At 61.1% G+C, this 25,940-nt stretch carries 22 protein-coding genes, 3 tRNA genes, 1 pseudogene and 1 riboswitch; of the genes and pseudogenes, 5 read left to right on the forward strand and 21 right to left on the reverse strand.

Going from position 1 to position 25,940, the window contains the following annotated elements:
* Nucleotides 1–35: 35 nt before the first annotated feature.
* From ACWPVA_RS09330 to ACWPVA_RS09375, 10 genes are all read right to left on the reverse strand, one after another.
* On the reverse strand, nt 36–782 hold the full coding sequence (locus ACWPVA_RS09330) for a 5' DNA nuclease (RefSeq protein ID WP_454287418.1): 747 nt from the start codon (nt 780–782) through the stop codon (nt 36–38).
* Between the two features lie 12 nt (nt 783–794).
* A complete protein-coding gene (gene nuoF / locus ACWPVA_RS09335) occupies nt 795–2,099 on the reverse strand; it encodes an NADH-quinone oxidoreductase subunit NuoF (RefSeq protein ID WP_454287419.1) in 1,305 nt (434 codons plus the stop codon).
* Between the two features lie 12 nt (nt 2,100–2,111).
* Nucleotides 2,112–3,284: an NADH-quinone oxidoreductase subunit E gene (locus ACWPVA_RS09340; protein WP_454287420.1), complete on the reverse strand. Its 1,173-nt coding sequence runs from the start codon at nt 3,282–3,284 to the stop codon at nt 2,112–2,114.
* Nucleotides 3,285–3,303: 19 nt separating this feature from the next.
* Complete coding sequence (locus tag ACWPVA_RS09345) at nt 3,304–3,498, reverse strand: hypothetical protein (RefSeq protein WP_454289559.1); 195 nt, start codon at nt 3,496–3,498, stop codon at nt 3,304–3,306.
* 47 nt (nt 3,499–3,545) lie between these two features.
* Nucleotides 3,546–4,736, reverse strand: a complete 1,191-nt coding sequence (locus ACWPVA_RS09350) for an NADH-quinone oxidoreductase subunit D (RefSeq protein WP_454287421.1) — start codon at nt 4,734–4,736, stop codon at nt 3,546–3,548.
* Between the two features lie 18 nt (nt 4,737–4,754).
* Entirely contained in the window at nt 4,755–5,357 is a 603-nt protein-coding gene (locus tag ACWPVA_RS09355) for an NADH-quinone oxidoreductase subunit C (RefSeq protein ID WP_454287422.1), read from the reverse strand.
* A gap of 18 nt (nt 5,358–5,375) precedes the next feature.
* On the reverse strand, nt 5,376–5,957 hold the full coding sequence (locus ACWPVA_RS09360; protein WP_454287423.1) for a NuoB/complex I 20 kDa subunit family protein: 582 nt from the start codon (nt 5,955–5,957) through the stop codon (nt 5,376–5,378).
* Complete coding sequence (locus ACWPVA_RS09365) at nt 5,948–6,313, reverse strand: NADH-quinone oxidoreductase subunit A (RefSeq protein WP_454287424.1); 366 nt, start codon at nt 6,311–6,313, stop codon at nt 5,948–5,950. Before ACWPVA_RS09365 ends, ACWPVA_RS09360 begins: the two co-directional genes overlap by 10 nt.
* Before the next feature lie 236 nt (nt 6,314–6,549).
* A tRNA-Asp gene (locus tag ACWPVA_RS09370) sits at nt 6,550–6,626 on the reverse strand.
* A gap of 79 nt (nt 6,627–6,705) precedes the next feature.
* Nucleotides 6,706–6,782, reverse strand: a tRNA-Asp gene (locus ACWPVA_RS09375).
* Nucleotides 6,783–7,123: 341 nt separating this feature from the next.
* On the opposite strand from ACWPVA_RS09375, the gene ACWPVA_RS09380 reads away from it, so the two are divergent.
* Nucleotides 7,124–7,199: transfer RNA gene (locus ACWPVA_RS09380), tRNA-Val, on the forward strand.
* 46 nt (nt 7,200–7,245) lie between these two features.
* On the opposite strand, the gene ACWPVA_RS09385 is transcribed toward ACWPVA_RS09380, so the two are convergent.
* Nucleotides 7,246–8,574, reverse strand: coding sequence for an MFS transporter (locus ACWPVA_RS09385; RefSeq protein ID WP_454287425.1), 1,329 nt, complete (start codon nt 8,572–8,574; stop codon nt 7,246–7,248).
* Between the two features lie 126 nt (nt 8,575–8,700).
* Nucleotides 8,701–9,804 carry a hypothetical protein gene (locus ACWPVA_RS09390; RefSeq protein ID WP_454287426.1) on the reverse strand — a complete coding sequence of 368 codons (1,104 nt, stop codon included), beginning with the start codon at nt 9,802–9,804 and terminating at the stop codon, nt 8,701–8,703.
* A 181-nt stretch (nt 9,805–9,985) separates the two neighbouring features.
* On the opposite strand from ACWPVA_RS09390, the gene ACWPVA_RS09395 reads away from it, so the two are divergent.
* Entirely contained in the window at nt 9,986–10,972 is a 987-nt protein-coding gene (locus ACWPVA_RS09395; RefSeq protein WP_454287427.1) for an aldo/keto reductase, read from the forward strand.
* Between the two features lie 95 nt (nt 10,973–11,067).
* Here ACWPVA_RS09395 and ACWPVA_RS09400 read toward each other — a convergent pair.
* The 6 genes and pseudogenes from ACWPVA_RS09400 to clpP form a co-directional block, all read right to left on the reverse strand.
* Nucleotides 11,068–13,267, reverse strand: a pseudogene (locus ACWPVA_RS09400) (esterase-like activity of phytase family protein).
* A gap of 103 nt (nt 13,268–13,370) precedes the next feature.
* Entirely contained in the window at nt 13,371–14,213 is an 843-nt protein-coding gene (locus ACWPVA_RS09405; protein ID WP_454287428.1) for a DMT family transporter, read from the reverse strand.
* A 236-nt stretch (nt 14,214–14,449) separates the two neighbouring features.
* A riboswitch (FMN riboswitch) is annotated at nt 14,450–14,601 on the reverse strand.
* Between the two features lie 137 nt (nt 14,602–14,738).
* Complete coding sequence (gene hupB, locus ACWPVA_RS09410; RefSeq protein ID WP_115670790.1) at nt 14,739–15,014, reverse strand: DNA-binding protein HupB; 276 nt, start codon at nt 15,012–15,014, stop codon at nt 14,739–14,741.
* A gap of 206 nt (nt 15,015–15,220) precedes the next feature.
* Entirely contained in the window at nt 15,221–17,638 is a 2,418-nt protein-coding gene (gene lon, locus ACWPVA_RS09415) for an endopeptidase La (protein ID WP_454287429.1), read from the reverse strand.
* Between the two features lie 405 nt (nt 17,639–18,043).
* Nucleotides 18,044–19,321 carry an ATP-dependent Clp protease ATP-binding subunit ClpX gene (clpX, locus tag ACWPVA_RS09420; protein WP_454287430.1) on the reverse strand — a complete coding sequence of 426 codons (1,278 nt, stop codon included), beginning with the start codon at nt 19,319–19,321 and terminating at the stop codon, nt 18,044–18,046.
* Between the two features lie 295 nt (nt 19,322–19,616).
* On the reverse strand, nt 19,617–20,249 hold the full coding sequence (clpP, locus tag ACWPVA_RS09425; RefSeq protein ID WP_454287431.1) for an ATP-dependent Clp endopeptidase proteolytic subunit ClpP: 633 nt from the start codon (nt 20,247–20,249) through the stop codon (nt 19,617–19,619).
* 346 nt (nt 20,250–20,595) lie between these two features.
* On the opposite strand from clpP, the gene ACWPVA_RS09430 reads away from it, so the two are divergent.
* A complete protein-coding gene (locus ACWPVA_RS09430; RefSeq protein ID WP_454287432.1) occupies nt 20,596–21,858 on the forward strand; it encodes a GGDEF domain-containing protein in 1,263 nt (420 codons plus the stop codon).
* 41 nt (nt 21,859–21,899) lie between these two features.
* Complete coding sequence (locus tag ACWPVA_RS09435) at nt 21,900–23,144, forward strand: cytochrome P450 (RefSeq protein ID WP_454287433.1); 1,245 nt, start codon at nt 21,900–21,902, stop codon at nt 23,142–23,144.
* A gap of 9 nt (nt 23,145–23,153) precedes the next feature.
* Here the strand turns inward: ACWPVA_RS09435 and ACWPVA_RS09440 are convergent, their stop codons facing one another.
* Together ACWPVA_RS09440 and ACWPVA_RS09445 are read right to left on the reverse strand one after the other, a co-directional pair.
* Nucleotides 23,154–23,498, reverse strand: coding sequence for a cupin domain-containing protein (locus ACWPVA_RS09440; RefSeq protein WP_454287434.1), 345 nt, complete (start codon nt 23,496–23,498; stop codon nt 23,154–23,156).
* A gap of 56 nt (nt 23,499–23,554) precedes the next feature.
* Complete coding sequence (locus tag ACWPVA_RS09445) at nt 23,555–24,838, reverse strand: O-acetylhomoserine aminocarboxypropyltransferase (RefSeq protein WP_454287435.1); 1,284 nt, start codon at nt 24,836–24,838, stop codon at nt 23,555–23,557.
* Between the two features lie 115 nt (nt 24,839–24,953).
* On the opposite strand from ACWPVA_RS09445, the gene ACWPVA_RS09450 reads away from it, so the two are divergent.
* A complete protein-coding gene (locus tag ACWPVA_RS09450) occupies nt 24,954–25,436 on the forward strand; it encodes a DUF6455 family protein (protein WP_454287436.1) in 483 nt (160 codons plus the stop codon).
* 18 nt (nt 25,437–25,454) lie between these two features.
* Here the strand turns inward: ACWPVA_RS09450 and ACWPVA_RS09455 are convergent, their stop codons facing one another.
* Entirely contained in the window at nt 25,455–25,883 is a 429-nt protein-coding gene (locus ACWPVA_RS09455; protein ID WP_454289560.1) for a CoA-binding protein, read from the reverse strand.
* Nucleotides 25,884–25,940 lie beyond the last annotated feature (57 nt).

Raw genomic sequence — 25,940 nt, forward strand, 5'->3', positions numbered from 1 at the left:
CCGCGAAACGCCCCCTGCAGAGCGCTTCGCAGTCGTTATTTCTTGCCACGCGCCAAATTTCGCGCCTGGCCCAGCCAGTCGTCACGAAGCGCCCGGCCGCCAAGCCCGATCGCCTTGTCGAGCGCTTCGAGCTCACCGGCGCCCAGCGCCACCAGATCCGCGAAGCGGCGAATTCCGCGACCGTTCAGTATCTGCTCCAGCTTTGGCCCGATGCCCTCGATCTTCTTCAGATCGTCGGCCCTGCCGTTCGACCTCGCAGGCTTTGCCGCCTTGGCCACTGCGGACCTTGCAGGCGCTTCGGCCGTAGCGATCGCCGCCGTAGTCTGCGCCACCGCTGGCTTGACCATCTTTGGTTTCGCCGCCGTCAACTTGGCAGCGCCCGGTTTCGATGCCACCGGCTTGGCCGCCTTCACCGTCGCCGGCCTCGGCTGCCCCGCCTTGCGGGGCTTCACTCTATCTGCGGCCGAGACTGGTTCGTTCGGCCCGGCCTCAGCCGGAACGGGCCCTACTCCGGTATCGGTTTTCGCCTGCTCATCCTCGAGCTGGCGGGCCAGTCTGTTGGTCGCCTCGATCGCGCCATGCAGCGAACCGAGGAAGACGCTCGTCATGTGCGTCGCAAGGCCAAACCCGATCGCCGTGGCCGCGGCAAGCGCCGCCGTCGGATGCGCCATCAGCGGGTGCAGGGGCACGGCCGGCATGTCCTTCAGCGCATCGGCAAGACGACCAAAATCAGCGGCCTCCGCCGACCGCCCTTCCCCCGTCTTGTCCGGTGCCTTGGCCATCGCCGCTCGTCCTTACTCGGCCGCTTCCATTACCACGCCATGCGCCATGGCGTGGCGTGTATACTGATCGATGCGCGCCTCGATTTCGGGGCGGAAATTGCGGATGAGTTCCTGGATCGGCCAAGCCGCGGCATCGCCAAGCGCACAGATGGTGTGGCCCTCGATCTGCTTGGTCACCTGGAACAGCATGTCGATTTCACGCTTCTGGGCATTGCCCTTCACCATGCGTTCCATGACGCGCATCATCCAGCCGGTGCCTTCGCGGCACGGCGTGCACTGGCCGCAGCTCTCGTGCTTGAAGAAGGCCGCGATGCGCCAGATCGCCTTGATGATGTCGGTCGACTTGTCCATGACGATCATGCCGCCGGTACCGAACGACGACTTGACCTCGCGCAGGCCGTCGAAGTCGAGCACAACGTCCATCATGTCCTCGGCCTTGACGACCGGGCAAGATGCACCGCCCGGAATGACGGCGAGAAGGTTGTCCCAACCGCCACGGATGCCGCCGGCATGCTTTTCGATCATCTCACGGAAGGTAACGCCCATGCTCTCCTCGACCGTGCAAGGCCGGTTGACGTGGCCCGAGATCATGAAAAGCTTGGTGCCGACATTGTTCGGGCGGCCGAAGCTGGAGAACCAGCCGGCGCCACGGCGCAGGATCGTGGGGGTGACGGCAATCGATTCGACGTTGTTGACCGTCGTCGGGCAACCGTAAAGACCCATATTGGCCGGGAACGGGGGCTTCAGCCGCGGCTGTCCCTTCTTGCCTTCCAGGCTTTCGAGCAGTGCGGTTTCTTCGCCGCAGATATAGGCGCCGGCGCCGTGATGCACGATGATGTCGATGTCATAGCCGAGCTTGTTGTTCTTGCCGAGCAAGCCGTAGGCGTAGCATTCATCGATCGCGGCCTGAAGGGCCTCACGCTCGCGCATGAACTCCCCGCGCACGTAGATGTAGGCATGGTGTGCGCCCATGGCGAAGGAAGCGATGACGCAGCCTTCGATCAGCGTATGCGGATCATGGCGCAGGATGTCGCGGTCCTTGCAGGTGCCGGGCTCGGACTCGTCGGCATTGACGACGAGATAATGCGGGCGACCGTCGGATTCCTTCGGCATGAAGGACCACTTCAAACCGGTCGGGAATCCGGCGCCGCCACGGCCGCGCAGGCCCGAGGCCTTGACCTCGTTGATGATCCAGTCGCGGCCCTTTTCGAGCAGCTGCTTGGTACCGTCCCAATGACCACGGCTCATCGCGCCCTTCAGGGACTTGTCCTTGAGGCCGTAGATATTGGTAAAGATGCGATCCTGATCTCTCAACATATCTTAACCCCCTTACCGCGGCTTCTTGCCGAAGACCTTGATGTATTCGGCTTCACCGCCCTTGGCGAGCGCCTTGGCCTGCTTGACCCAGTCGTCGCGCTCGATGCGGCCTGCAAACTTCAAATAGCCGTCGACCCATTCGCGCTCGGCCTTCTTCCAGCCGGCGATCTGGGCAAAGGTGTAGATGCCGAGACCGTTGAGGATGCCTTCGATTTTCGGGCCAACGCCCGAGATCATCTTGAGGTCGTCCGGCGTGGCCGGCTTCTCAACGGAGGCCGGACGGTTCTTGTCATCGAGCGAAGGCTGGGTGGCAACCTGTACCTTCGGCGCCTTGCCGGCGCCGTCGGCTGCCGCCGTCTCCGAAATCACTTCCTTGATCTCATCGCTGGCCGGCTTTGCGCTCTTGCGGGCCGGCTTCACGTCAGGACCGCCCGGGGTGGCAGACTTGCCGTCGGCCGGGGTTTTAAGTGTCGGATTGGTCTCGTCGGTGGTCGTCACTGGCTTGGCCGCATTCGCCGGCGGCACGGCTGCCGGTTCTGCTGGTTCGGTCTCAATTCTGGCCTTCGGCACGACGATCTCTTCCGTCAGCGTGGTCGGCCCACCGGCAGGCGCCGAATAGATACGATCGACCTGCGGCCCGGGCGTAATGTCGGACCCCTTGCCTGCCTGAAAACGGTCGATGATGTGCTCCAGCTGGGTCGGCGTCAGGTCCTCAAAACTATCCTTGAAGATCATCACCATCGGCGCATTCACGCAGGCGCCCTGACATTCGACCTCTTCCCACGACAGCGTACCGTCGGCATTCAGCTCGAACGGATCGGCATGGATCTTCGACTTGCAGACCTTGATCAGATCCTCAGCGCCGCGCAGCATGCACGGCGTCGTGCCACAGACCTGCACGTGAGCGCGCGTGCCGACCGGCTTCAGCTGGAACTGGGTGTAGAAGGTCGCCACTTCCAGCACTCGGATATAAGGCATGGAGAGCTTGTCGGCGACGAATTCGATCGCCGCTCGGGTGACCCAACCGTCCTGCTCCTGGGCGCGCATCAACAGCGGAATGACCGCCGACTGCTGCCGGCCTTCAGGATACTTGGCAATCGTTGCCTCGGCCCAGACTGCGTTCTCCTCGTTGAAGGAAAAGCCTGCCGGCTGGAATTGATCTTCGGCTAGTCGACGAACGGACATTACTTCCTCACGCCTTGTCTCAGTTTATGGAACCACACCGCGAACTCGTCAGGGACGTGAATTCGCAGGCATAGGCCGAGTTGTCTTTCTGCAGGAACACGATCAGCTTGGAACCGTTAGAGACGGTGGACTTGATCTCGTAGCCCTGCTTGATGAGGTCCCCCATCGATGACGAGGAACTGCTGGACGACACACCCGAATCCTGCGCCTGCATATTGGCGGCGAAGAGCACGGCGGCGATCATCAGCAGCATGCGCGGCATCAGCGGTCAACCTCACCGAACACGATGTCGAGCGAGCCGAGGATCGCCGAAATGTCGGCGAGCTGATGGCCGCGGCAAATGTAGTCCATCGCCTGGAGATGCGCGTAGCCTGGAGCGCGGATCTTGCAACGATAGGGCTTGTTGGTGCCATCCGAGACAAGATAGACGCCGAACTCGCCCTTCGGCGCCTCGACCGCGGCGTAAACCTCGCCTGCCGGAACATGGTAGCCTTCGGTGTAGAGCTTGAAGTGATGGATCAGTGCTTCCATCGAGCGCTTCATTTCGCCGCGCTTCGGCGGAACGACCTTGCCGTCAATCGAGGAGATCGGACCGGTCTTGGCATCACCCAGCAGACGATTCACGCACTGCTTCATGATCTTCACCGATTCGCGCATTTCAAACATGCGGATCAGGTAGCGATCGTAGCAGTCGCCGTTCTTGCCGACCATGATGTCGAAGTCCATGTCGGCATAGCACTCGTAGGGCTGCGACTTGCGCAGGTCCCAGGCGCCGCCCGAACCGCGCACCATGACGCCGGAGAAGCCCCAGGCCCAGCAATCCTCAAGGCTGACGACGCCGATGTCGACGTTGCGCTGCTTGAAAATGCGGTTGCCTGTCAGAAGAGCGTCGATATCATCGAGTTTGGCCGGGAACTCGTCGCACCACTTACCGATGTCCTCGACCAGTTGGTGCGGCAGGTCCTGGTGAATCCCGCCCGGACGGATGTAGGCCGAGTGCATGCGCGCGCCGCAGGCCCGCTCATAGAAAACCATCAGTTTTTCGCGTTCCTCGAACCCCCAGAGCGGCGGCGTCAGAGCGCCGACGTCCATCGCCTGGGTTGTGACGTTCAGAATGTGCGACAGGATACGGCCGATTTCCGAATAGAGCACACGGATCAGCTGACCGCGGATCGGGATTTCCACGCCAAGCAACTTTTCAACCGCCAGCGAATAGGCATGCTCCTGGTTCATCGGCGCGACGTAGTCGAGCCGGTCGAAATAGGGCAGCGCCTGCAGGTAGGTCTTGGTCTCGATCAGCTTTTCGGTGCCGCGGTGCAGCAGGCCGATATGTGGATCGACGCGCTCGACGATCTCGCCGTCGAGCTCCAGCACGAGACGCAAAACGCCATGCGCCGCCGGATGCTGCGGGCCGAAGTTGATATTGAAATTGCGGACGTTGTGTTCAGTCATTGCGCTAACCTTCCGTCCTTACTTCGCCGCCTTCTCATCGCCCGGCAGCACGTAATCCGTGCCTTCCCAGGGCGAGAGGAAGTCGAAATTTCGGAATTCCTGCTTGAGTTCGACCGGTTCGTAGACGACCCGCTTGGCGTTGTCGTCGTAGCGGACCTCGACGAAGCCGGTGGTCGGAAAATCCTTGCGCAGCGGGTGACCCTCGAAACCGTAGTCGGTGAGGATGCGGCGCAGGTCCGGATGGTCGGTGAACATGATGCCGTACATGTCCCAAGCCTCCCGCTCGAACCAGTCGGCACCCGGGAAAACGGAACAGGCCGACGGAACCGGCTTGTCCTCGTTGGTCGCGACCTTGATGCGGATGCGAAGATTCTGGCGCGGCGACAGGAGGTGATAGACCACATCGAAGCGGTCTTCACGTGTCGGGTAGTCGACGCCGCAGATGTCGATCAGGTTAAGGAACCCACACTGCACGTCATCGCGCAGGAAGGTCAGGAGCGCGATCACGTTTTCTGGGTTCGTCGTGAGACTCAGTTCGCCGTAACGCAGATCTGCAGAGGTGATGAGCGCACCGCGCACCTCGGAGAGGTAGGATGCAAGCTCGTTCAGGGCTTCACTCATTTGTCTCGTCCCTTCGCCTTACCGTTCGATGGTGCCGGTGCGGCGGATCTTCTTCTGCAGCAGAAGTACGCCATAAAGCAGCGCCTCTGCCGTCGGCGGACAGCCCGGCACATAGATGTCGACCGGCACGACGCGGTCGCAGCCGCGCACGACGGAATAGGAATAGTGATAATAGCCGCCGCCGTTGGCGCAGGAGCCCATCGAGATGACGTAGCGCGGCTCAGGCATCTGGTCGTAGACTTTGCGGAGTGCAGGCGCCATCTTGTTGGTCAGCGTGCCGGCGACGATCATCACGTCGGACTGGCGCGGCGAAGCGCGCGGCGCAAAACCGAAGCGCTCAACGTCGTAACGCGGCATGGAAAGCTGCATCATCTCGACTGCACAGCAGGCAAGACCAAAGGTCATCCACATCAGCGAGCCGGTGCGCGCCCAGTTGATCAGCTCATCGGTCGAGGTAACGAGAAAGCCCTTGTCGGCGAGCTCGTTGTTGATCTCGCCGAAGAAGGCATCGTCAGATCCGATCGGCTTGCCGGTATTGGGATCAATGATTCCCTTGGGCTGCGGCGCAACCAGCGTCGTGTTGGACTGGCTCACTCCCATTCGAGTGCCCCCTTCTTCCATTCATAGATAAAGCCGATGGTCAGCACAGCGAGGAACACCATCATGGACCAAAAGCCGAACCAGCCGATTTCACCGAACGATACCGCCCAGGGGAAGAGGAAAGCGACTTCGAGGTCGAAGATGATGAAGAGGATCGACACCAGGTAGAAGCGGATGTCGAATTTCATGCGCGCATCGTCAAAAGCGTTGAAGCCGCATTCGTAGGCCGAGAGCTTTTCCGAGTCGGGCGCCTTGAAGGCAACGGCGAACGGCGCGATCAGCAGCGCCAGGCCGATGACGAGGGCAATACCGATGAAAATGGCAATCGGAAGATAGGAACTGAGCAGTTCAGTCATCATGTCCATCCCTGCTTGCATCGAATGCCGGGCGGCATTTCGGGCACAAGGCCAACAAGCCGAAAAGAGTGTTGCAACGAGCCGTGGTTAGCGCAGCCGGCCCGGTTGCGCAAGACCGACATCGGGCTTTTACCCGATACCGCGATGACTTTATCAGCCGATAAAAACCCTGTCGCGCGCAATCATTACATTATGATCGTGCGGCGCAACAATACACTGGTCGAAGGGGGAATGAATGGCGCGAGTGACGGGGCTCGAACCCGCGACCTCCGGCGTGACAGGCCGGCACTCTAACCGACTGAGCTACACCCGCGCACGATGGATCACCGAGAGGCGATCCGACCCTTGGTCGCCGCCCCGAGGAGCATGACAACAAGGAAGAAATTTGAGAATGGCGCGAGTGACGGGGCTCGAACCCGCGACCTCCGGCGTGACAGGCCGGCACTCTAACCAACTGAGCTACACCCGCGCATTTCTCAAACAGAAGCGTCGCCGCTTCGTTACGATCGGCTGGGCCGTTCGATGAGCGGCTAACTAAGGGGTTCGCTTATTGGTGTCAAGCGCGATCGAAGACAATTCCATGGAGGACCGAATTTTGTTCGCCGCGGTCCGTGGGATCCCATCGCGACAGCGGAAGACCACCCCCTCCCCAACCCAAAGCGAAAAGCCAGCAAAGCCGGGGCCCGGTGCCGGAATTCGTCCCCACTCGGCAAAAAAATCAAAAAATCTTCATAAATACTCTTGCGGATTTTTGCCGATCCGCATAGATCACGGCCACCGACGCAACGGGCATCGCCCGACACTGCGGAAGGGCGATTAGCTCAGTTGGTAGAGCGCCTCGTTTACACCGAGGATGTCGGGAGTTCGAGTCTCTCATCGCCCACCATTCTCCGATAAAAATAGGCTATTTCTGCGAGCACGATTGGATCGCATCACGCGAGCTGCTGGCGCAGCCTCTGCTGCTCCGCCTCATCGAGGGAAAAGCGCCACATCAGGGCGATCGCAGCGAGTTTCGGGAAAATCGGCAACCAGGCATAGAGCGCTCCAAGCGCCTGCAGTGAGGTAGCGCTCTGCGATGAGCCCGGCGTGGTCGAAAAGCCGGCCAGGCCCAGAAGCGGAAACACGATGCCGGCCGAAAGCGCCAGGGACAGTTTGGTGATGAAGCTCCAGGCGGCGAAATAGAGGCCGGAACGTTGTTCGCCCGAGCGCACGGTATCATTGTCGATGACATCGGCCTGAATGGCCGGCGGCAGTGCGAGATCGAAGCCGAGCAGGACGCCGGTCGCCGCGCAGATCACGGCAAAGACAGCGACATTCCCCTCCCCGAGAAATCCGGCACCCGAGAACACGAGGCAAGCGAGCGCCATGGAAATCGACCAGGCACGATGCTTGCCGAGCCGCGCCGAGGTCCAGACTGCGAGCGGAACGCCGGCGATTGCGGCGAGAAAATAGGCAAACAGAAGCGGCCCTTCCCAGCCGGGTGCAGCCAGACGCGCTGTAACGAAATAGATGAAGAGCGAGGCTGGGATGGCATTTGCGAAACTGTTGAGCAGAAAGGCTATCGCCAGCCGGAGGAATGGCCGATTGGCAACAAGATGCGCCAGTCCCTCTCTGATGGACAATTGCCGCACCGATCGATCGATCGGCTCCGGCACCCGCCAAACGGCGAGGCTGCCGGCGAGCGGCAACAGCAGCACGACGAAAACCGCAATCCAGGCGAGACCATTAAAGTCGCCGACGTGCTCCAGTCCGCCGATGAAGGGCAGCGAAATGGCCACGAGCGACCCTATGAGGGTCGCCCCCTCTCGCCAGGCCGAGATGCGGACGCGCTCATGATAGCCATCCGAGAGTTCTGCGCCCCAAGCGGTATAGGGCAGCAATGTCCAGGTGGCGCCGATCGACAACGCGGCGCCCCAGAGCGCGAGATAGGCAATGCCGGCATCGACCGGTGGCCAGAACAGCATGAAGGCGGCCAGGGCGGTCAAAGGCAGGGAGGCCAGGAAGAATCCGCGTCGGCGACCAAAACGGCATGTCACCCGGTCGGCGAGCCAGCCAAAAAGCGGGTCGGTCACCGCGTCGAGCAGGCGAATCGCGAGAAGAACCCCTCCGATTGCGGCCAGCGGAATCGCAAAGCTCGCCGCATAGAAGCTCGGTACGATGATGTAGAGGGGAAGCGCTATCACCGCCAGCGGCATGGCCGGGAGGGCATAGACGGCGCAAATCCCTGCGGATTGACGCGGCAGCACAGTCGGAAGGATCATGGTTGGTCTCCAGGCCGCTGTGAAATGACAAGCCCTGTCATATCTACGGCCGGGGATGCGCATCGGTTTTCCAGATGCGGGCCAATGGCACCAGAGAGTGACGGAGGTGGCTTGCGATGTGGTGTTTCAGGCGAGGCGAAGAGCGCGTAGCGCCGGAACAGAACGGATAGCTCTGATGCGTCCGAACAACCGGACAGCAAGACGTAGCGACAAGCGTAGCAGCGCCAGCGTAACGGCAATGACAAAACCGGCAAGCGCCGAAAACAGTGCATAGAGCGCCGCGCCGACCTCGAGAACCGAACGGCCGAGGAGTTTCATCACGGCATGCGACTCACCTCCGAAGCGCGTTGAGAGCCGTTGAAGCTTGCGAAGCTCCTGCGGGCTCTCGGCAAGTGACAGCGCCACAACGGAGCTGCGCACGCCGCCTTTCGTTCCGATCGCGCCCAGTACAGCAGCATCGTCCATCAAGGCGCGCGCAGCCGTGCCGTCCATCGACCGGGCCGCGGCCTTTTGCAGCCGTGCCAGCCCGAGGGCGCCTTCGTCGATTGCCGCCGCAAGTTCGGCCTTGAGCAGCCTACGGTCGAACAGTTTTGCCGCTGTCTTCCTCAGATAGATGGTGAGCGGGACGGAGAGCTTGCGGCTGCGGTAGGCGTTTTTCAAAACGGACAAACCGGCATCGGGAACGGCTGCCGCTCCGACGGTGCCGTAGGTGGAGAAGGTCAGGCCGAGCCCGACGGCGGACAAGCCCAGCAGGATCGGGTCATAGTCTTCGCCCGCCACATAACGAAAACCCTGGACGGAGAAATCCCGAATGTCGCCGATACCAACAAGATCGCTGGTGACAGAGCCGGCGATCTCCGCTCCACTGTCGAGCGAGCCGAAGACAAAGCCCTTTGCCGCCCGGCTGCCGGAAACAAGGGCGCGCCCGAGCACGGTCCCCTCGGCCTTTTCCCGAAGAGCGGGCGACAGGTCATGGCCGAAACGAATGCCGAGATCATGAAGCGCCGTCGCATAGGCGTGATCGCCATCGGCGATCGCCTGCTCGATCTCCGCAACGAAGGTGGCGGTCGGCGCGGCATAGAGCCTGTATTCCGCAAGTGCCGCCGAATCGACAAATCCCAGCATGACCCCGGAGCGATAGACGTTTGACACGAGATTCCATCCCGCGAGGCCTAAGGCGAGCAAGGCGATGAGGCGCCAGACCTTCATGAGCTTGGATAGCAGTGTCACGCCATCATACCGGGTTCGAGAGAAAGCAGGGAAAGCGCCTTCTCCTATCCGCCCATCACGGTGTTTTTGCGGCGCTCCTGGACTGAGCCATTCGCAGACAGCCCCTCAAGGTTGCCCTTGCCCCGTCGCCTACCCCTTGCTAACTGCAACGATGCAGCATTCATCAAGGAGGAAGATCATCATGCGACAGCATCCGTTCGGACGAACGAGCTTCACCGTCAGCGACGTTGGTTTCGGCGCCTGGCAGATCGGCGGCTCCTGGGGTGAGGTTTCCGAGGCCGACGGCCGGGCAGCGCTCAATGCGGCGCTCGACGCCGGCATGACCTTCATCGACACCGCCGACGTCTACGGCGACGGCCGCTCGGAGAAAATCATCGCCGATGTGCTAAAGGCTCGACAAGGAGCGAGGCCGATGGTTGCCACCAAGGCCGGACGCAGACTCAATCCGCATGTGGCGGATGGCTACACCAAGGCCAATCTGGAGGGCTTCATCGATCGCTCCCTCAAGAATCTCGCGGTCGAGCGGCTCGACCTCGTGCAGTTGCACTGCCCGCCGGCCGAGGTCTACTACCGGCCTGAGGTGTTCGAGGGGCTTGAAGAGATCAAGCAGGCCGGCAAGATCGCCAATTACGGGGTGAGTGTGGAGAACGCCGAGCAGGCGCTGAAGGCGATCGAATATCCCGGCGTCGTCAGCGTACAGATCATATTCAACATGTTCCGCCAGCGGCCCGCCGGCCTGTTCTTTCAAGAAGCGAAACGGCGCAACGTCGCAGTCATTGCCCGTGTCCCGCTGGCAAGCGGCCTGCTGTCAGGCAAGATCACGCCGCAGACGCAGTTCGCGGCCGAAGACCACCGCAACTTCAACCGCCATGGCGAAGCCTTCGACGTTGGCGAGACCTTTGCCGGCGTTCCGTTCGAGACAGGACTGCAGGCCGTCGAAGAAGTTCGCAAGCTGGTCCCGTCCGGCACCGCGATGGCAGCCTTCGCGCTGCGTTGGATCCTGATGCACGATGCGGTAACCGTGGTCATCCCAGGGGCGCGCAACGCCGCCCAGGCGCAGGCGAACGCGTCTGCATCCGACCTGCCGCCACTTTCAAGCGATGTCATGACTGCGGCACGCGAGATCTACAACCGGCTGATCGCGCCGCACGTTCATCATCGCTGGTAATCCCGCCGCCCTGCGGCACACCGGATCGCAAACGCAGCGGAGGCCGGGTGAGATCGCTCACCCGGCCTCCGATCGTCTTGGGAGGACGATGTTGATCAGTGGGTGCCCTTGAGGTCGACCGCGAAGAACAAAGTCTCGCCCGACGAATCGTCGACGCCGTCATTGTCTGTGACGGCAAAGGCCTTGCCTTCGGCGTCGAAAGCGAAGCCCTCGAGCTTGTCGAGGACATAGCCGTTGGTCGCTGCCTTTAGATCGGGCAGGAAGTCATGGGCTTCTTCCTTCTGCACCAGCGGCAATGTTTCGCCAATCTTAGCCGGCTTCAGGTCGGCGATCGCCACACGGTAGAGCTTCTTGATCCTGGCCGCATCGCCGATCAGGTTGTCGCGCTCGATGATGTAGACGTGGTCGCCATGGGCGGTGATCTCGGAGAGACCGACCCATCCGTTCTCGCCCTTGTCGAGCGGATAGCGCACGGCGCCCCATTCCTTCGACTTCGGGGTGTAGGATACGAGCTTGACGGTGCCCTTCTCGTCATCCTTCCATTCGCGCTGGACGGCCATCCACAGCGTCAGGTCGTCGCCTTCGCCAACCGTGGTGATGCCCTCGAAGCCGAAGCGGGTCTGGCCGGCCAGCAATTCGACGGGCAGGCCGATCTCCGCCTTGATCTCGCCCTTGGCATCGACATTGTAGATGCCGTGGCCGACGAGCTTGGCCGGATCTCCTTCGGAGGCGAGCCAGAAGCCGCCCTTGCCGTCCAGCGCGATGCCCTCGATGTCGAGCTTCTGGGCCGGCTGGCCACCACGGGTGACCGGCAAAGCCGTTGTGATGACGGCCGGCTTCTGCGTCGCGTCGATCGTGAAGATCGTCGGCTGCATGGCGTAGAAGCTGTCGTTGACGGCATAGAACGTGCCGGCCTTCTCAGCGTCGCCGACGAGGCCCGAGAGAGCGCCCCAGCCGATCGGCGCGCCGTCGACGATTTCGGAGCGGATCGTCGGATAGGCGGCTTCGCCTTCGCCGAGTTCATAGAGCATGACATGCGAGCGGGCGCCGCCGTCCTCGACCAGGTCGACCTCGTTGGCGGTGACGAACAGGTTGCGGCTCGGGATGGCGACCGCACCTTCCGGCGAAACGCCCGACGGCAGAAGCTGGACGAGTTCAGGCTCGGCGCCAGTATCCTTGTAGACGGCGGCGATCGAGCCACGCTCGGAGAGAACGAAGAAGTATTTCTGTTCGCCGTAGGTCGCGGCTTCCAGGCCCTCGAGCCTCGACGCCCTTGGACTTGGCGCGCTTGTCGGGGAAGTGGCCGATCCGGGCGAGCTCGAGCTCGAGCGAGGCGCCAGATTCATAGAGCACCTTGCCGTTCTTGTCGAAGATGGTGAAGCTGCGCGAACCGCCTTCGTAGTCACCTTCGTTGGCGACGACGAAGCGGTCGTCGTCGAGCCACTTCAGCGCATCGGGTTCGCGAAGGACGCCTTCCTTCTTGCCCGTGAACTTCAACGCGCCGTCGGACTTGGTGTCAATGCCGTCAAGGTCGATCGCGCCAGCAGAGAAGTGCGTCTTCACCGTGCCGGTCTTGCCGTCGATGATGGCGATATGGTTGTTTTCCTGCAGCGTCACGGCGATTTCGCCGAGGCTGTTGATCGAGACGAATTCCGGCTCCGGATCGTCCGCGCCAATCTCGGCAAGGCCGGTCAGGTCAACCTGCTTGATCGAGGAGCAATCGGCGACGCCGTCTTTCAGAGAAACGATTGCCAGGGCACCGGCCGGCAACTGCGGGAGCTTCCCGTCATTCAGGTCTTCGTCGCGCTCGTTCTCGATGGCAATCGCGGCAAAGCTCATGTCAGGCGAGACGGCAACGGAATCCGGTTGGCCACCGAGATCGCAGGTAGCGTCGATCTGTCTGGAGGCAAGGTCGACAATGGCGAGCCTGCCCGACGGCTGGACGAAGCTTTGCGAAGTGTTCACGGCAACCAGCACCTTGCCGCCAGCCACGGCTACCGAGGTCGGCTCGCCCTCCATTGCCAGCACGCCGGAAGCCTTCGGAGCCTTGGCGTCGGAAATATCGATAAAGCCGATCGCGCCGAGCGGGCTGTCGGAATAGACCAGCGTCATGCCGTCTTCCGACGCGGCAATGATCTCAGCGGAGGAAACGGACTTCGGGTCCTTGTCGGCCGGAATATTGGCTGCGACAGGGAAGGATGCGATGCGATTGAAAACCTGCTCGGCGCCAGCCGGAACGGCAGCAGATGCCAGCAGGGCTGCGGTCAGCGCCGCGCGGGAAAAGCCATACGTCATGGGAAACCTCCTGTTTCCGTTAGAAAAGAACAGGAGGCTTTTGCGTCACACGGATGACAGGCGGATGACAGTCCGGAGGGATTGCTCGCGAGGTCCGTGCCCATCAGGCGCAGGAGCGTTCCTTGCGTACCTCCGCCGCCATAAGAAAAAGCGATGCGCCGAGAATCAGCAGCGCCCCGAGCCAGAGATAGCCGGCTGGCGCATAGCCGAAAACCAGCCAACCGGCGAACACGTTGAGCGGCAGTTTCAGGTCATCGAACGGCTGAACATAGGCGGCGTCCGCCGCATTGTAAGCGAGCGTCAGAAGGTACTGGCCAATGACGGTCAGGAGGCCCGCAGCGAGCAGCAGAACGAGGATCAGTCCGGATGGCGCAGCAAGGCCCGAGGCAAGCGCCAGACCAGCATTGATCGGCGTTAGCAGCACCAGGAGCCAAACCGTAATCGTCTCCGGCGGCTCGAAGGCCGTGAGGTTCTTCATCAACAGCGAAGAGCCGCCCCACAGCAATGCCGACAGGATCGGCAGAAGTGCTGACGGCGAAAACGTCTCCGCCCAGGGCTGCAGGATGATCATTGCGCCGGTGAAGCCGACAACCGTCGCCGCCCAGCGAGCTATACCAACGGTCTCGCCGAGAAACAGGCGCGCCCCGATGATAATGAAGAACGGTGATGTCATGACCAGTGCTATCGCCTGCCAGATCGGTACCGAGGCGAGGCCCGCCACCCAGGTTTGCACCCCGAGGGCTGCGAGTAGCACGCGCAGCAGATGACGACCCGGATAGCGCGTGCGCATCGCCCGCAGGCCGAGCCTGAACAGCAGTGGCAGCGAGAGCACCATCGCGAAACCATATTGCCAGAATGCCGCGGAGGCCGGCGGGAAGGCCAGTGTCATCGCCAGCCACTGGGTTGCGACATTGAGCAGCGCGAAGGCGATGCCCGCCAGCACCATGTAGGAGGCTCCGGCGAAAGCGCGGGACCGGGAGAGCGTAAGGGAGACTCTGATTCATGTTTCTTTCCTTCACAAAGGACCAACACAAATCAGGACGCATGAGGGCATTCGCGAAAAGACCCGCCTGGACGAGCCCACCCGCTTGCGCCGCCGTCCGGAGAAGCGGACGGCATACGCAGGCCAAGCCGCCTGCATCCGGACAGATCCGTCCGAAAACGCGGCGCCACGACCGATTGCCTCATTCTCTTTCATCCGGACTATGACCGTCGGCTCCGGAATTCAACCGGATCTGCTGACCCTCCCGGACCAGGTCCGAAAGGCGCTCGCGGGCTTGGAGGCGAACCTCCTTACCGCCGGTGGGGACTTGCACCCCGCCCTGAGAACGAATGCCGGAAAACCGGCGTCCCGAGCGATACGGCAAGCATGCGCATCGCACAAGCACGGCGAACGAAAAAAGCCCGGCGCGGGGCCGGGCTTTCAATTTGTATGGCCCGCCCTGCACCAGGCAGGGAGGCGTTCAGCTGATTAGCTGTTGCAGGCGTCCTTCAGACCCTTGCCGGCCGTAAACTTCGGCACGTTACGGGCCGGAATATCGACTTCGGCGCCCGTCGAGGGATTGCGGCCCTTCGAGGCTTCGCGACGACCAACGGTGAACGCACCGAAGCCAGCGAGGCGAACATCGCCGCCGTTCTTCAGCTCGGCCTGGACCGTTTCGAAAACGGCGTCAACGGCGGAAGCTGCATCGGCCTTGGTGAGGCCGGCCTTCTCGGCGACCGCGGATACGAGTTCGTTCTTGTTCATGTTTCCACCCTTTCTGATTGGTATGAAACGACTCAATGGATAAGTCGGGCGGAGAATACGGATGCATCTGCCCTAGGCAACTCAAAAGCACCGCAATCGCCCGGAAAACAAGGGGTTTGCGGGAGTTTGCACAAAAAAGGCTGGCATTTCTGCCAGCCTTTTTCCGTTCAATGTGCCAATTTGGCCAGACTAAGGCAAAATCCGCCTTAGTGAGCCAAAGTCGCGCCGTTTTCGTCGACCCCTTCGACGGTGCCGATGGCCGGCGTTTCGACCGTTCCGTCCCATTCAATCGGTTCAGGTACGCGAACAAGCGCATGCCGAATGACCTCACCCATGCGCGACACAGGCACGATCTCGAGATTGTTCTTCACGTTATCCGGGATGTCCGCCAGATCCTTGGCGTTCTCTTCCGGGATCAGAACCTTCTTGATGCCACCGCGCAACGCCGCGAGCAGCTTCTCCTTCAGGCCGCCGATCGGAAGAACCCGACCACGCAGCGTGATCTCGCCGGTCATAGCCACGTCCTTGTTGACCGGAATGCCGGTCATGATCGAGACGATAGCCGTTGCCATCGCGACGCCAGCCGACGGGCCATCCTTGGGCGTTGCCCCTTCGGGAACGTGCACGTGGATGTCCGATTTGTCGAAGCGCGGCGGCTCGATGCCGAAATCGACAGCGCGCGAGCGGACATAGGATGCCGCCGCCGAGATCGATTCCTTCATCACTTCCTTGAGATTACCGGTGACCGTCATACGGCCCTTGCCCGGCATCATCACGCCTTCGATCGTCAGCAGCTCGCCGCCGACTTCGGTCCAGGCCAGACCGGTGACGATACCGACCTGATCCTCGCCTTCAGCTTCGCCGTGACGATAGCGCGGCACACCCAAGTAGTCATGGATGTTGGCCGCGGTCACGGCGACCGACTTGGTCTTGCCCTTGAGGATCTCTGTGACAGCCTTGCGGGCGAGCTTCATCAGTTCGCGTTCGAACGAGCGGACGCCAGCTTCGCGGGTGTACTGCTGGATGATCGCCTTGATCGCGTCGTCAGCAACCGAGAACTCCTCTGGACGCAAGGCATGTTCTTTGATCGACTTCGGCAGCAGGTGCCGCTTGGCGATCTGCAGCTTCTCGTCCTCAGTGTAGCCCGCGATCCGGATGATCTCCATGCGGTCCATCAACGGGCCCGGAATGTTGAGCGTGTTCGCCGTGGTGATGAACATCACGTTCGACAGGTCGTATTCGACTTCCAGGTAGTGGTCCATGAAGGTCGAGTTCTGTTCCGGATCCAGCACCTCGAGCAGGGCCGACGACGGATCGCCACGATAGTCCTGGCCCAGTTTGTCGATCTCATCGAGCAGGAACAGCGGGTTGGCCTTCTTCGCCTTCTTCATTGACTGGATGACCTTGCCGGGCATCGAGCCGATATAGGTACGGCGGTGACCGCGGATCTCGGCTTCGTCACGGACGCCACCGAGCGCCATGCGGATGTATTCGCGGCCGGTCGCCTTGGCGATCGACTTGGCGAGCGAAGTCTTGCCGACGCCCGGAGGGCCAACGAGGCAGAGAATCGGACCCTTGAGCTTGGTCGCGCGCGTCTGGACGGCGAGATACTCGACGATGCGCTCCTTGACCTTGTCGAGGCCGAAATGATCCTCGTCGAGAATCTTCTCGGCGGCGTTCAGATCAATCTTGACCTTGGACTTCTTGCCCCAGGGCAAACCGATCAGCCAGTCGAGGTAGTTGCGGACAACCGTTGCTTCCGCCGACATGGGACTCATGTGGCGCAGCTTCTTCAGTTCCGCCTCGGCCTTTTCCTTGGCTTCCTTGGAAAACTTCGTCTTGGCGATGCGCTCTTCCAATTCGGCCAGCTCGTCGCGGCCGTCTTCGCCGTCGCCAAGCTCCTTCTGGATCGCCTTCATCTGTTCGTTGAGGTAGTACTCGCGCTGGGTCTTCTCCATCTGGCGCTTGACGCGCGAGCGGATGCGCTTTTCGACCTGGAGAACCGAAATCTCGCCTTCCATGAATCCGAGCGCCTTTTCAAGACGCGTCTTCACGCTCACCGTTTCCAGCATTTCCTGCTTTTCGGTGATCTTGATGGAAAGATGCGAGGCGACCGTGTCAGCGAGCTTCGAATAATCCTCGATCTGGCTCGCGGCGCCAACGACTTCCGGTGAAATCTTCTTGTTCAGCTTGACGTAGTTCTCGAACTCCGAAACCACGGAGCGGCTGAGGGCCTCGATCTCGACCGGATCCTCATCCGGTTCGGCGAGTACATGGGCAGTCGCCTCATAGAACTCTTCGCGGCCGGTATAGGTCTCGATCTTGGCACGCGCACGGCCCTCGATAAGGACCTTGACCGTCCCGTCCGGCAGCTTGAGAAGCTGAAGAACATTGGCAACGGTGCCGATCTCATAGATGGCTTCCGAGGCTGGGTCGTCGTCCCCGGCATTGATCTGGGTCGCCAGCATGATCTGCTTGTCGGAGCCCATGACCTCTTCCAGAGCGCGGATGGACTTCTCGCGCCCGACGAACAGAGGCACGATCATGTGTGGGAAAACCACGATGTCGCGCAGGGGCAATACGGGATAGATATTGCCTTCGTTTGCTGCAGACGTTTTCGACATTTTCATTCCTTTCCGACGTCCCGGCGTGAACCGGAACCTGGCGCCAGTCCCCGAAGGCAACTGGCACATCTCTTGCTCCTCCAACAAATGGAGTTCCGCGATAGTGAATTCAAGCCTGACCAAATACCGGCTGCCTTCGAATGTGACAGCGGCGTTACAGACGGCGACACAACGCTACAAAACACGCTTGCCCGACGAGCGCGGAACCGAGCGCGAAGCGCCCTGCTCCGGCCGGCGACCACTGATCGCGGCGAAGCACTTAACCTTGTAGCCCAAGCCTGTGCTTCGGAAAACCACGGATGGGCAAAATCGCTGACTTCTTACCGTTTATCGCCGGAAGTGAACACAAACGAAAAAAGCCCGCCAGAGTGCGGCGGGCTTTCGTGACTAAATTCGGGGCTACCCTCAGGCCGAAGCGTTGGCCTTTTCTTCGTGCCGGTCCGCGTAGATGTAGAGCGGACGCGAAGATTCGCGCACGACGTCCTCGGAGATGACCACTTCGCGCACGCCCTCGAGTTCCGGCAGTTCGAACATGGTATCGAGCAGGATCTTTTCCATGATCGAGCGCAGGCCGCGGGCACCGGTCTTGCGGGTGATCGCCTTGCGGGCAATCTCGCGGAGCGCGTCCTCGTGGAAGGTCAGTTCGATGTCTTCCATCTCGAACAGGCGCTGGTACTGCTTGACCAGAGCGTTCTTCGGCTCCGACAGGATCTGGATCAGCGCATCCTCATCGAGGTCCTCAAGCGTTGCCAGAACCGGCAGACGACCGATGAATTCCGGGATCAGGCCGAACTTCACCAGGTCTTCCGGCTCCAGTTCGCGCAGCACTTCGCCGACACGACGATCGTCTTCGGCCCGAACCGTCGCACCGAAACCGATGGAGGTCTTTTCGCCACGCGCCGAGATGATCTTGTCGAGGCCGGCAAAGGCGCCGCCACAGATGAACAGGATGTTCGTCGTGTCGACCTGCAGGAATTCCTGCTGCGGATGCTTGCGCCCGCCCTGCGGCGGAACCGACGCGACCGTGCCTTCCATGATCTTCAACAGCGCCTGCTGCACACCCTCACCAGAGACGTCGCGGGTGATCGACGGATTGTCGGACTTGCGCGAAATCTTGTCGACTTCGTCGATGTAGACGATGCCGCGCTGGGCGCGTTCGACGTTGTAGTCGGCTGACTGCAGCAACTTCAGGATGATATTCTCGACATCCTCGCCGACATAGCCGGCTTCAGTGAGCGTCGTCGCATCTGCCATGGTGAACGGCACGTCGATGATCCGGGCCAGCGTCTGGGCAAGATAGGTCTTGCCGCAGCCGGTCGGGCCGACGAGCATGATGTTCGACTTGGCCAGTTCCACGTCACCGCCCTTTGAGGCGTGCGATAGGCGCTTGTAATGGTTATGAACCGCGACCGAGAGGATCTTCTTGGCCTGCCTCTGGCCGATCACATATTCGTCGAGGATCTTGATGATGTCCTGCGGCGTGGGAACGCCGTCGCGAGACTTGACCATCGACGACTTGTTCTCTTCGCGGATGATGTCCATGCACAATTCGACGCATTCATCGCAGATGAACACTGTCGGTCCGGCAATCAGCTTGCGGACCTCGTGCTGGCTCTTGCCGCAGAAGGAACAATAGAGGGTATTCTTGGAGTCACCGCCGTTGCTTCCGCTGACCTTGCTCATGTCTTAATCCTTCCAGCACGCCGCGCCTCCGACCAGCGGAGGGCGGTCACTCTCACCGCCCGGCACCGGCCGCAACTCACGGCCGGAACCTATCCCGATTTGGAGGTACTTACCGATCCATTCAATCCAGTTTCAGGATCGGCGGCAACGAAAACCCCTTCAAATCGTCAGGTTATGTCATCAAACTACAACATAGCCTTAATAGTTACTAATAGCGCTTTCCTCGTCCGTTTACACCCCTGAGCCGATCACATCCGGTTCATGGAGCTCGAACCGGGACCGGACAGGGACGAACTCAGGCGGGAGGAGCGCCTTCGAGCTCCTGACGAGAGGTCAGGATCTTGTCGATCAGACCCCAGTCCTTCGCCTCGCTCAACTCCATGAAATGGTCGCGGTCGAGCGTCTGTTCGACTTCCTCGAGGCTGCGGCCCGTATGCTTGACATAGACTTCGTTCAGCCGGCGCTTCATCTTGATGATGTCGCGTGCGTGACGCTCGATGTCCGATGCCTGGCCCTGGAAACCGCCCGAGGGCTGGTGAACCATGATGCGGGCGTTAGGGGTGGCAAAGCGCATGCCCTTCTCGCCCGCTGCCAGAAGCAGCGACCCCATCGACGCGGCCTGGCCGACGCAGAGCGTCGAAACGGCCGGACGGATGAACTGCATCGTGTCGTAGATCGCCATGCCGGCGGTGACGACGCCACCCGGCGAATTGATATAGAGCGCGATTTCCTTCTTCGGGTTTTCGGCTTCGAGGAACAGGAGCTGCGCGCAGACCAGCGACGCCATCGTGTCTTCCACCGGACCGGTCAGGAAAATGATGCGCTCCTTGAGGAGGCGCGAAAAGATGTCATAGGAGCGCTCGCCGCGATTTGTCTGCTCCACAACCATCGGCACCAGGGCCATGGCGGTATCAACTGGATTTCTCATGTCCGTCCTTTATCAGCCTCATCCCCAAACACTCGATGCGCGGCGGGAATCAAATAAAACCTGTCAATCCCTACATAGAGTGTCCGCACCCTCGACTTCAAGACGCGCGGCTCGGATATCCTTAATAGCCGGGGCGTTGATCACGAGCCATAAACACTTGGCCTGCCCTCGCCTATGCCACCGACTGCCGCGGCCACAGCTATTCCATGAGCGATGGTAAACCAAGTGCTAATAAATACGGCCAAGCTTGCACGAACCTGCGCGGTGACGAGCATTCCGTAAGGACTCGTTAAAGAGTCTGCCCCATCTTGCGACAATCCTCCGGACCGCACGCAAGGCCTATCTCGTGCTCGACATCAATACCGCGCTTTTCCTGTGGGCTATGGAAGCCTCGACCCTGGCCGCGCTGCTTGCCGCCGTCTGGCTGTACGATCGCACGCAAGGACACTACGGCCACTGGGCGCTCGGCTTTGGCGCCCATGGGCTCGGAGTCTTGCTCATTGCGCTGCGCGGCGGCGTACCGGACATTTTGTCGATCGAAATTGGCAACGCTATCGCCCTTTCGAGCTTCCTGTTCTGGATTTCCGGAGTGCTTGCTCTCTCCGGACGGCCCATGCCGGGATGGGCGGCCCTACCGGTGCTGATCTGGATTGCCGGAGTGCTGCTTCCCCCCATCCGCGAGGAGATTGCCTACCGGATCGTGCTATACAATCTCGCCGCCGCCTGCGGCTACCTGATGCTCGCTTCGGTCGCCTTCCGGTTTGATGTCGCCGAGCGGCGCTTTCGCCGTGTTCTGGCGAGCATCTGGACGGTCGAAGCGCTAGTCTGCCTGATCGTCGCAGGGGCCACCTTTGCCACGATGCCCGAGAGCATACAGGCGGCGCCCTTATCTGCCGTCTCCACCGCGACGAGCATCTTCGGCTTCATTGCCATGATCATGATTGGCGCGAAGATCGTCATGGATCGCTCCGAACAGCGCCTTCAGCATCTGATCCGCACCGATCCCCTGACCGGGGCACTCAACCGGCGGGGCATGGTCGAGGGTTTTGCCACGATGATTGGCAGCAAGGCCGCCGCGGATCGCCTCCTGGCTCTCGCGCTCTTCGACCTGGACCACTTCAAGACGATCAACGACACGCACGGGCATCAGGCCGGAGACGCCGTTCTCGTCGCTTTTGCCACGCTTTGCCGCACAATCGTTCCTTCCGGCGGAATATTCGGACGCACCGGGGGCGAGGAATTCATGGCCCTCATGGCGGTCAGAGACATCCGTGAAGCCGCCCTCGTTGCCGAGACCATCCGGCAGGCTTTCGCCGCGACCCGGATCGAGACGGACAGGGGGCAAGTGTCTGCGACGGTCTCGATCGGTACCGCCACCACCGCGGCCGCGGCCGGCGATCTTGACCGCCTGATGAGCAATGCCGACAGGGCGCTTTACAAGGCTAAGGCGCGGGGCCGAAACCGTAGCGCCGTGATCATCGGCGACAAGGTTCTCATCGTTCCGGCAGAAGGCCCCGAAGCGCTTGACGAACAGGCCGACCGCCAGGTCGCCGCGCTCAAACGCCTGGTTGCCAAGGCAACGCCGCAAACCGGCCTGTCCAAGCCGTAAACGGCCTTTCGCACCTCCACCAGAAACGGTAGACCATCCGCATGACTGATCTTCCCTTCCTCGCCATCGACAAGACCGCGCGGCGCATCTGCCTCGACGGCCGCAACCCGGCCTTTTATTGCGACCCAAATCGCGTCTATGCGGCGCTGCATGCCGTCTGCCCGACCTTCTACTGGGAGGAGCAGAAACAGTGGTTCTTCACCCGGTACGACCACGTGAACACGCTTCTGAGGGACCGCCGCTTCGGGCGGCAGGTCCTGCATGTCGCAACGCGCGAAGAACTGGGCATGCCCGAACCTTGCCCGCACACGCAAAACTTCGATGCGGCCGAGGCGCATTCGCTACTCGAACTCGAGCCTCCGGAGCACACACGGCTGAGAACCCTCGTCAACCGCGCCTTCGTCTCGCGCCATGTGGAGAAGATGAAGCCGGAGATCGAGGAACTGGCGAACGGCCTGATCGACAGGTTCGAAAAGGGTGGCAGGACGGAACTGCTCTCGACCTTTGCCGACATCATCCCGGTGACGATGATCGCCCGTATGATCGGCATTCCGGAAGAAATGGGGCCACAATTGCTGAAATGGTCTCATGACTATGTCGGCATGTACATGTTCAAGCGCAGCCGCGCCGACGAGGACGCCGCGGACCGTTCGGCCAAGGAATTTGCCGACTATGTCCGCGGCATGATCGCCGAACGCCGCGCCGCCCCGCGCGACGACCTGCTCAGCCACATGATCCACACCGAACACAAGGGACAATATCTGACCGAAGACGAACTGGTCTCGACGACCATCGTGCTGCTGAATGCAGGCCACGAGGCGACCGTCCACCAGATCGGTAATTCGGTCAGGATCATCCTTGAAAGCGGCCTCGATCCGGCAGCCATGTTCCGCGACGAGGCGGCGACGGAACGCACAGTCGAGGAGACGCTGCGCATCTGCGCGCCGGTCCATATTTTCCAGCGATGGTGTCTGGAACCGGCGGAAATCGATGGCGTTGCCCTGAAGCGCGGCGACAAGGTGAGCATGATCCTTGCTGCCGCAAACCTCGACCCGCTGAAGTACTCCGATCCGCTGACGTTCAATCCGGAGCGCAACGAGGCACCGAACCTGTCCTTCGGCGCCGGCATCCACTTCTGCATCGGCGCGCCGCTGGCCCGGCTCGAGCTTAACATTGTCTTGCCGCTGCTGTTCGAGCGCCTGCCGGGGCTCCGGCTTGCAGCTCCTCCGAAGGTCAAGGACGTCTATCACTTCCACGGCCTGGAGCGACTGGATCTCGAATGGTGAAGATCCGGTTCAAAGCCGGATGACGTAGTCCTTGCGAGTCGTTTCAACGACTTCCCAGGTACCCTTGAAGCCGGGCCTGAGGATCATCCGGTCGCCAGCCTTCAGGTGTACAGGCTCCCCGCCGTCCTCGGTGACGACTGAATAGCCTTCCAGCATGTGGAAATATTCCCACTCGTCGTAGGAGATCCGCCATTTGCCGGGCGTTGACTGCCAGATGCCGGCATAGATGCCGCCCGGCGCCTCCTCCATGTTCCATGTGGTGAAACGCGGATTGCCGGAGATCAGCCGGTCGGCGGCGGGGGCGCCCTCCTCCGGTTCGACCGTCGCGGGATCGAAATTCAGGTGGTGCAACATGCTCGCTCCTCGGCGCCGCGGCCAAGCGGGGCTGCGGCGCTCGTTCGGTTGACCGATCAGACCTTGGCGAGCGATTGCTCGAGATCGCCGATGATGTCTTCCGGATCCTCGATGCCGATCGACAGGCGGACCACGTCTGGCCCGGCGCCGGCGGCGATCTGCTGGGCCTCGGTCAACTGAGCATGGGTGGTGGAGGCCGGATGGATGACGAGCGAACGGGTATCGCCGATATTGGCGAGGTGGGAGAAGAGCTGCAGACCTTCGACCAGCGCCTTGCCGGCGGCATAGCCGCCCTTGACGCCGAAGGTGAAGACGGCGCCGGCGCCCTTCGGCGAATAGCGCTTTTGCAACGCGTGGTTCGGGTCGCTGTCGAGGCCGGCATAGTTCACCCAGGCGACCTTCGGATGCTGCTTCAGCCAGGTGGCGACCTTAAGCGCATTGTCGCAATGCCGCTGCATCCTGAGCGGCAGCGTTTCGATGCCGGTCAGCAGGAGGAAGGCATTCATCGGCGCAATGGCCGGACCGAGGTCACGCAAGCCCAACACGCGGCAGGCGATGGCGAAGGCGAAATTGCCGAAGGCCTGATGCAGGACAACGCCCGAATATTCCGGCCGCGGTTCGGACAGCATCGGGAACTTGCCAGAGACCGACCAGTCGAAGGTGCCGCCGTCGACGATGATGCCGCCCATGGAATTACCGTGGCCACCGAGGAATTTCGTGGCAGAATGCACGACGATATCGGCGCCATGCTCCAGCGGGCGCAGCAGATAGGGACTTGCCATGGTATTGTCGACGATCAGCGGCAACCCGTGCTGCTTGGCGACTTCGGAAATGGCGGCGATGTCGACGAAGGTGCCGCCCGGATTGGCGAGGCTCTCGATGAAAATGGCGCGGGTCCGGTCATCGATCTGCTCGGCGAAGCTGTCCGGGTCGGCCGGATCGGCCCAGCGCACCTGCCAACCGAAATTCTTGAAGGCGTGACCGAACTGGTTGATCGAGCCGCCATAGAGCTTCTTGGCCGCGACGAAGTTGTCCCCTGGCTGCATCAGCGTGTGGAACACGAGCATCTGCGCAGCATGGCCGGAGGCGACGGCAAGCGCCGCCGTGCCGCCTTCGAGGGCAGCGACACGCTCTTCGAGAACAGCCTGGGTCGGGTTCATGATGCGGGTATAGATATTGCCGAACTGCTTCAGGCCGAAGAGCGCCGCCGCATGGTCCGCATCGTTGAAGACATAGGCCGTCGTCTGGTAGATCGGCGTGGTGCGCGCACCGGTCGTGGGATCAGGTTGGGCTCCGGCATGCACTGACAAAGTCGCGAAACCTGGATTGTTCTTGGACATTCTTTGCCTCCACTCGAATTTTGTTGCAGCGATCATAGCGGCTTAAACAGTTATGTCAGCCCGCTTTTTTGCCGTCGATGTCAGGAGCTGAAGACCGGCGTATTGATCGAAATCAATGCAACGCTTGTGGTTGGCCCGCATTCTTCAAAAAGTGATCTGGAGGATGCTCATGAATACTCTCGTCAACGATCCGGCACGTACCGTGTTTACACGCTTGATGGACTGGTTTGCCAAAGGGTGGCAGAGCAGCGCGGAAGCTGACATGATTGCATCACTCGACGAGTTCACCATTCAAAGTATCGCGCATGATTGCGGGATTTCGCCCGATCATCTGATCGAACTGGCAAAGGCTGGACCACACGCAGCCGACGAAATGATCGAGATGATGAAGGCGCTCAATATTGATCCAGCCGAGGTCGAGTTGCGGTTGCGCAATCAGTTTCGCGACATGCAGATCACCTGCGCGCACTGCGCCTCCAAGGGCGAATGCCGCAAGGATCTGGCGACCGGCGCGGCTTCTGAGAATTTCGCACACTACTGCGGCAATGAGAGCGCACTCAACGCGTTGCGCGCCAATCCCGACTTCCTGCTCGGTTAAACATGCGAACGCCGCGCGCTAGAGGCCCATGCGCGGCATCTCGATGGCAGGGCAACGGTCCATCACGACCTTGATCCCGACAGCTTCGGCCTTCTTCGCGGCGAAGTCGTCGCGGACGGACAGTTGAGACCAGATCGCCTTTGGTCGAGGTTCGAGCGCGATCGCCTCATCGATGACTTCATGAAGGTATTCAGAGGCGCGAAACACATCGACCATGTCAATAGGCTCGGGAATATCCGCAAGATTTGCGTAGACGGTCTGGCCGAGAATTTCCTTTCCCGCCTGCCCGGGGTTCACCGGAATGACACGGAAGCCCTTGGACAGAAGGAACTTCATGACGCCGTAGCTAGGGCGGGCGAGATTGGGCGAGGCGCCGACAACAGCGATGGTTTTGGTTTCCTGCAGGATCCCGGAGAGATAGGCGGCATCATAGCGATCATGGTTGATTGTCATTGGATGGCCTCACGCAATTGAGCTTTTGCTAATAAGGAGTATGCTTGGATA

This window comes from Rhizobium arsenicireducens (assembly GCF_964021225.1).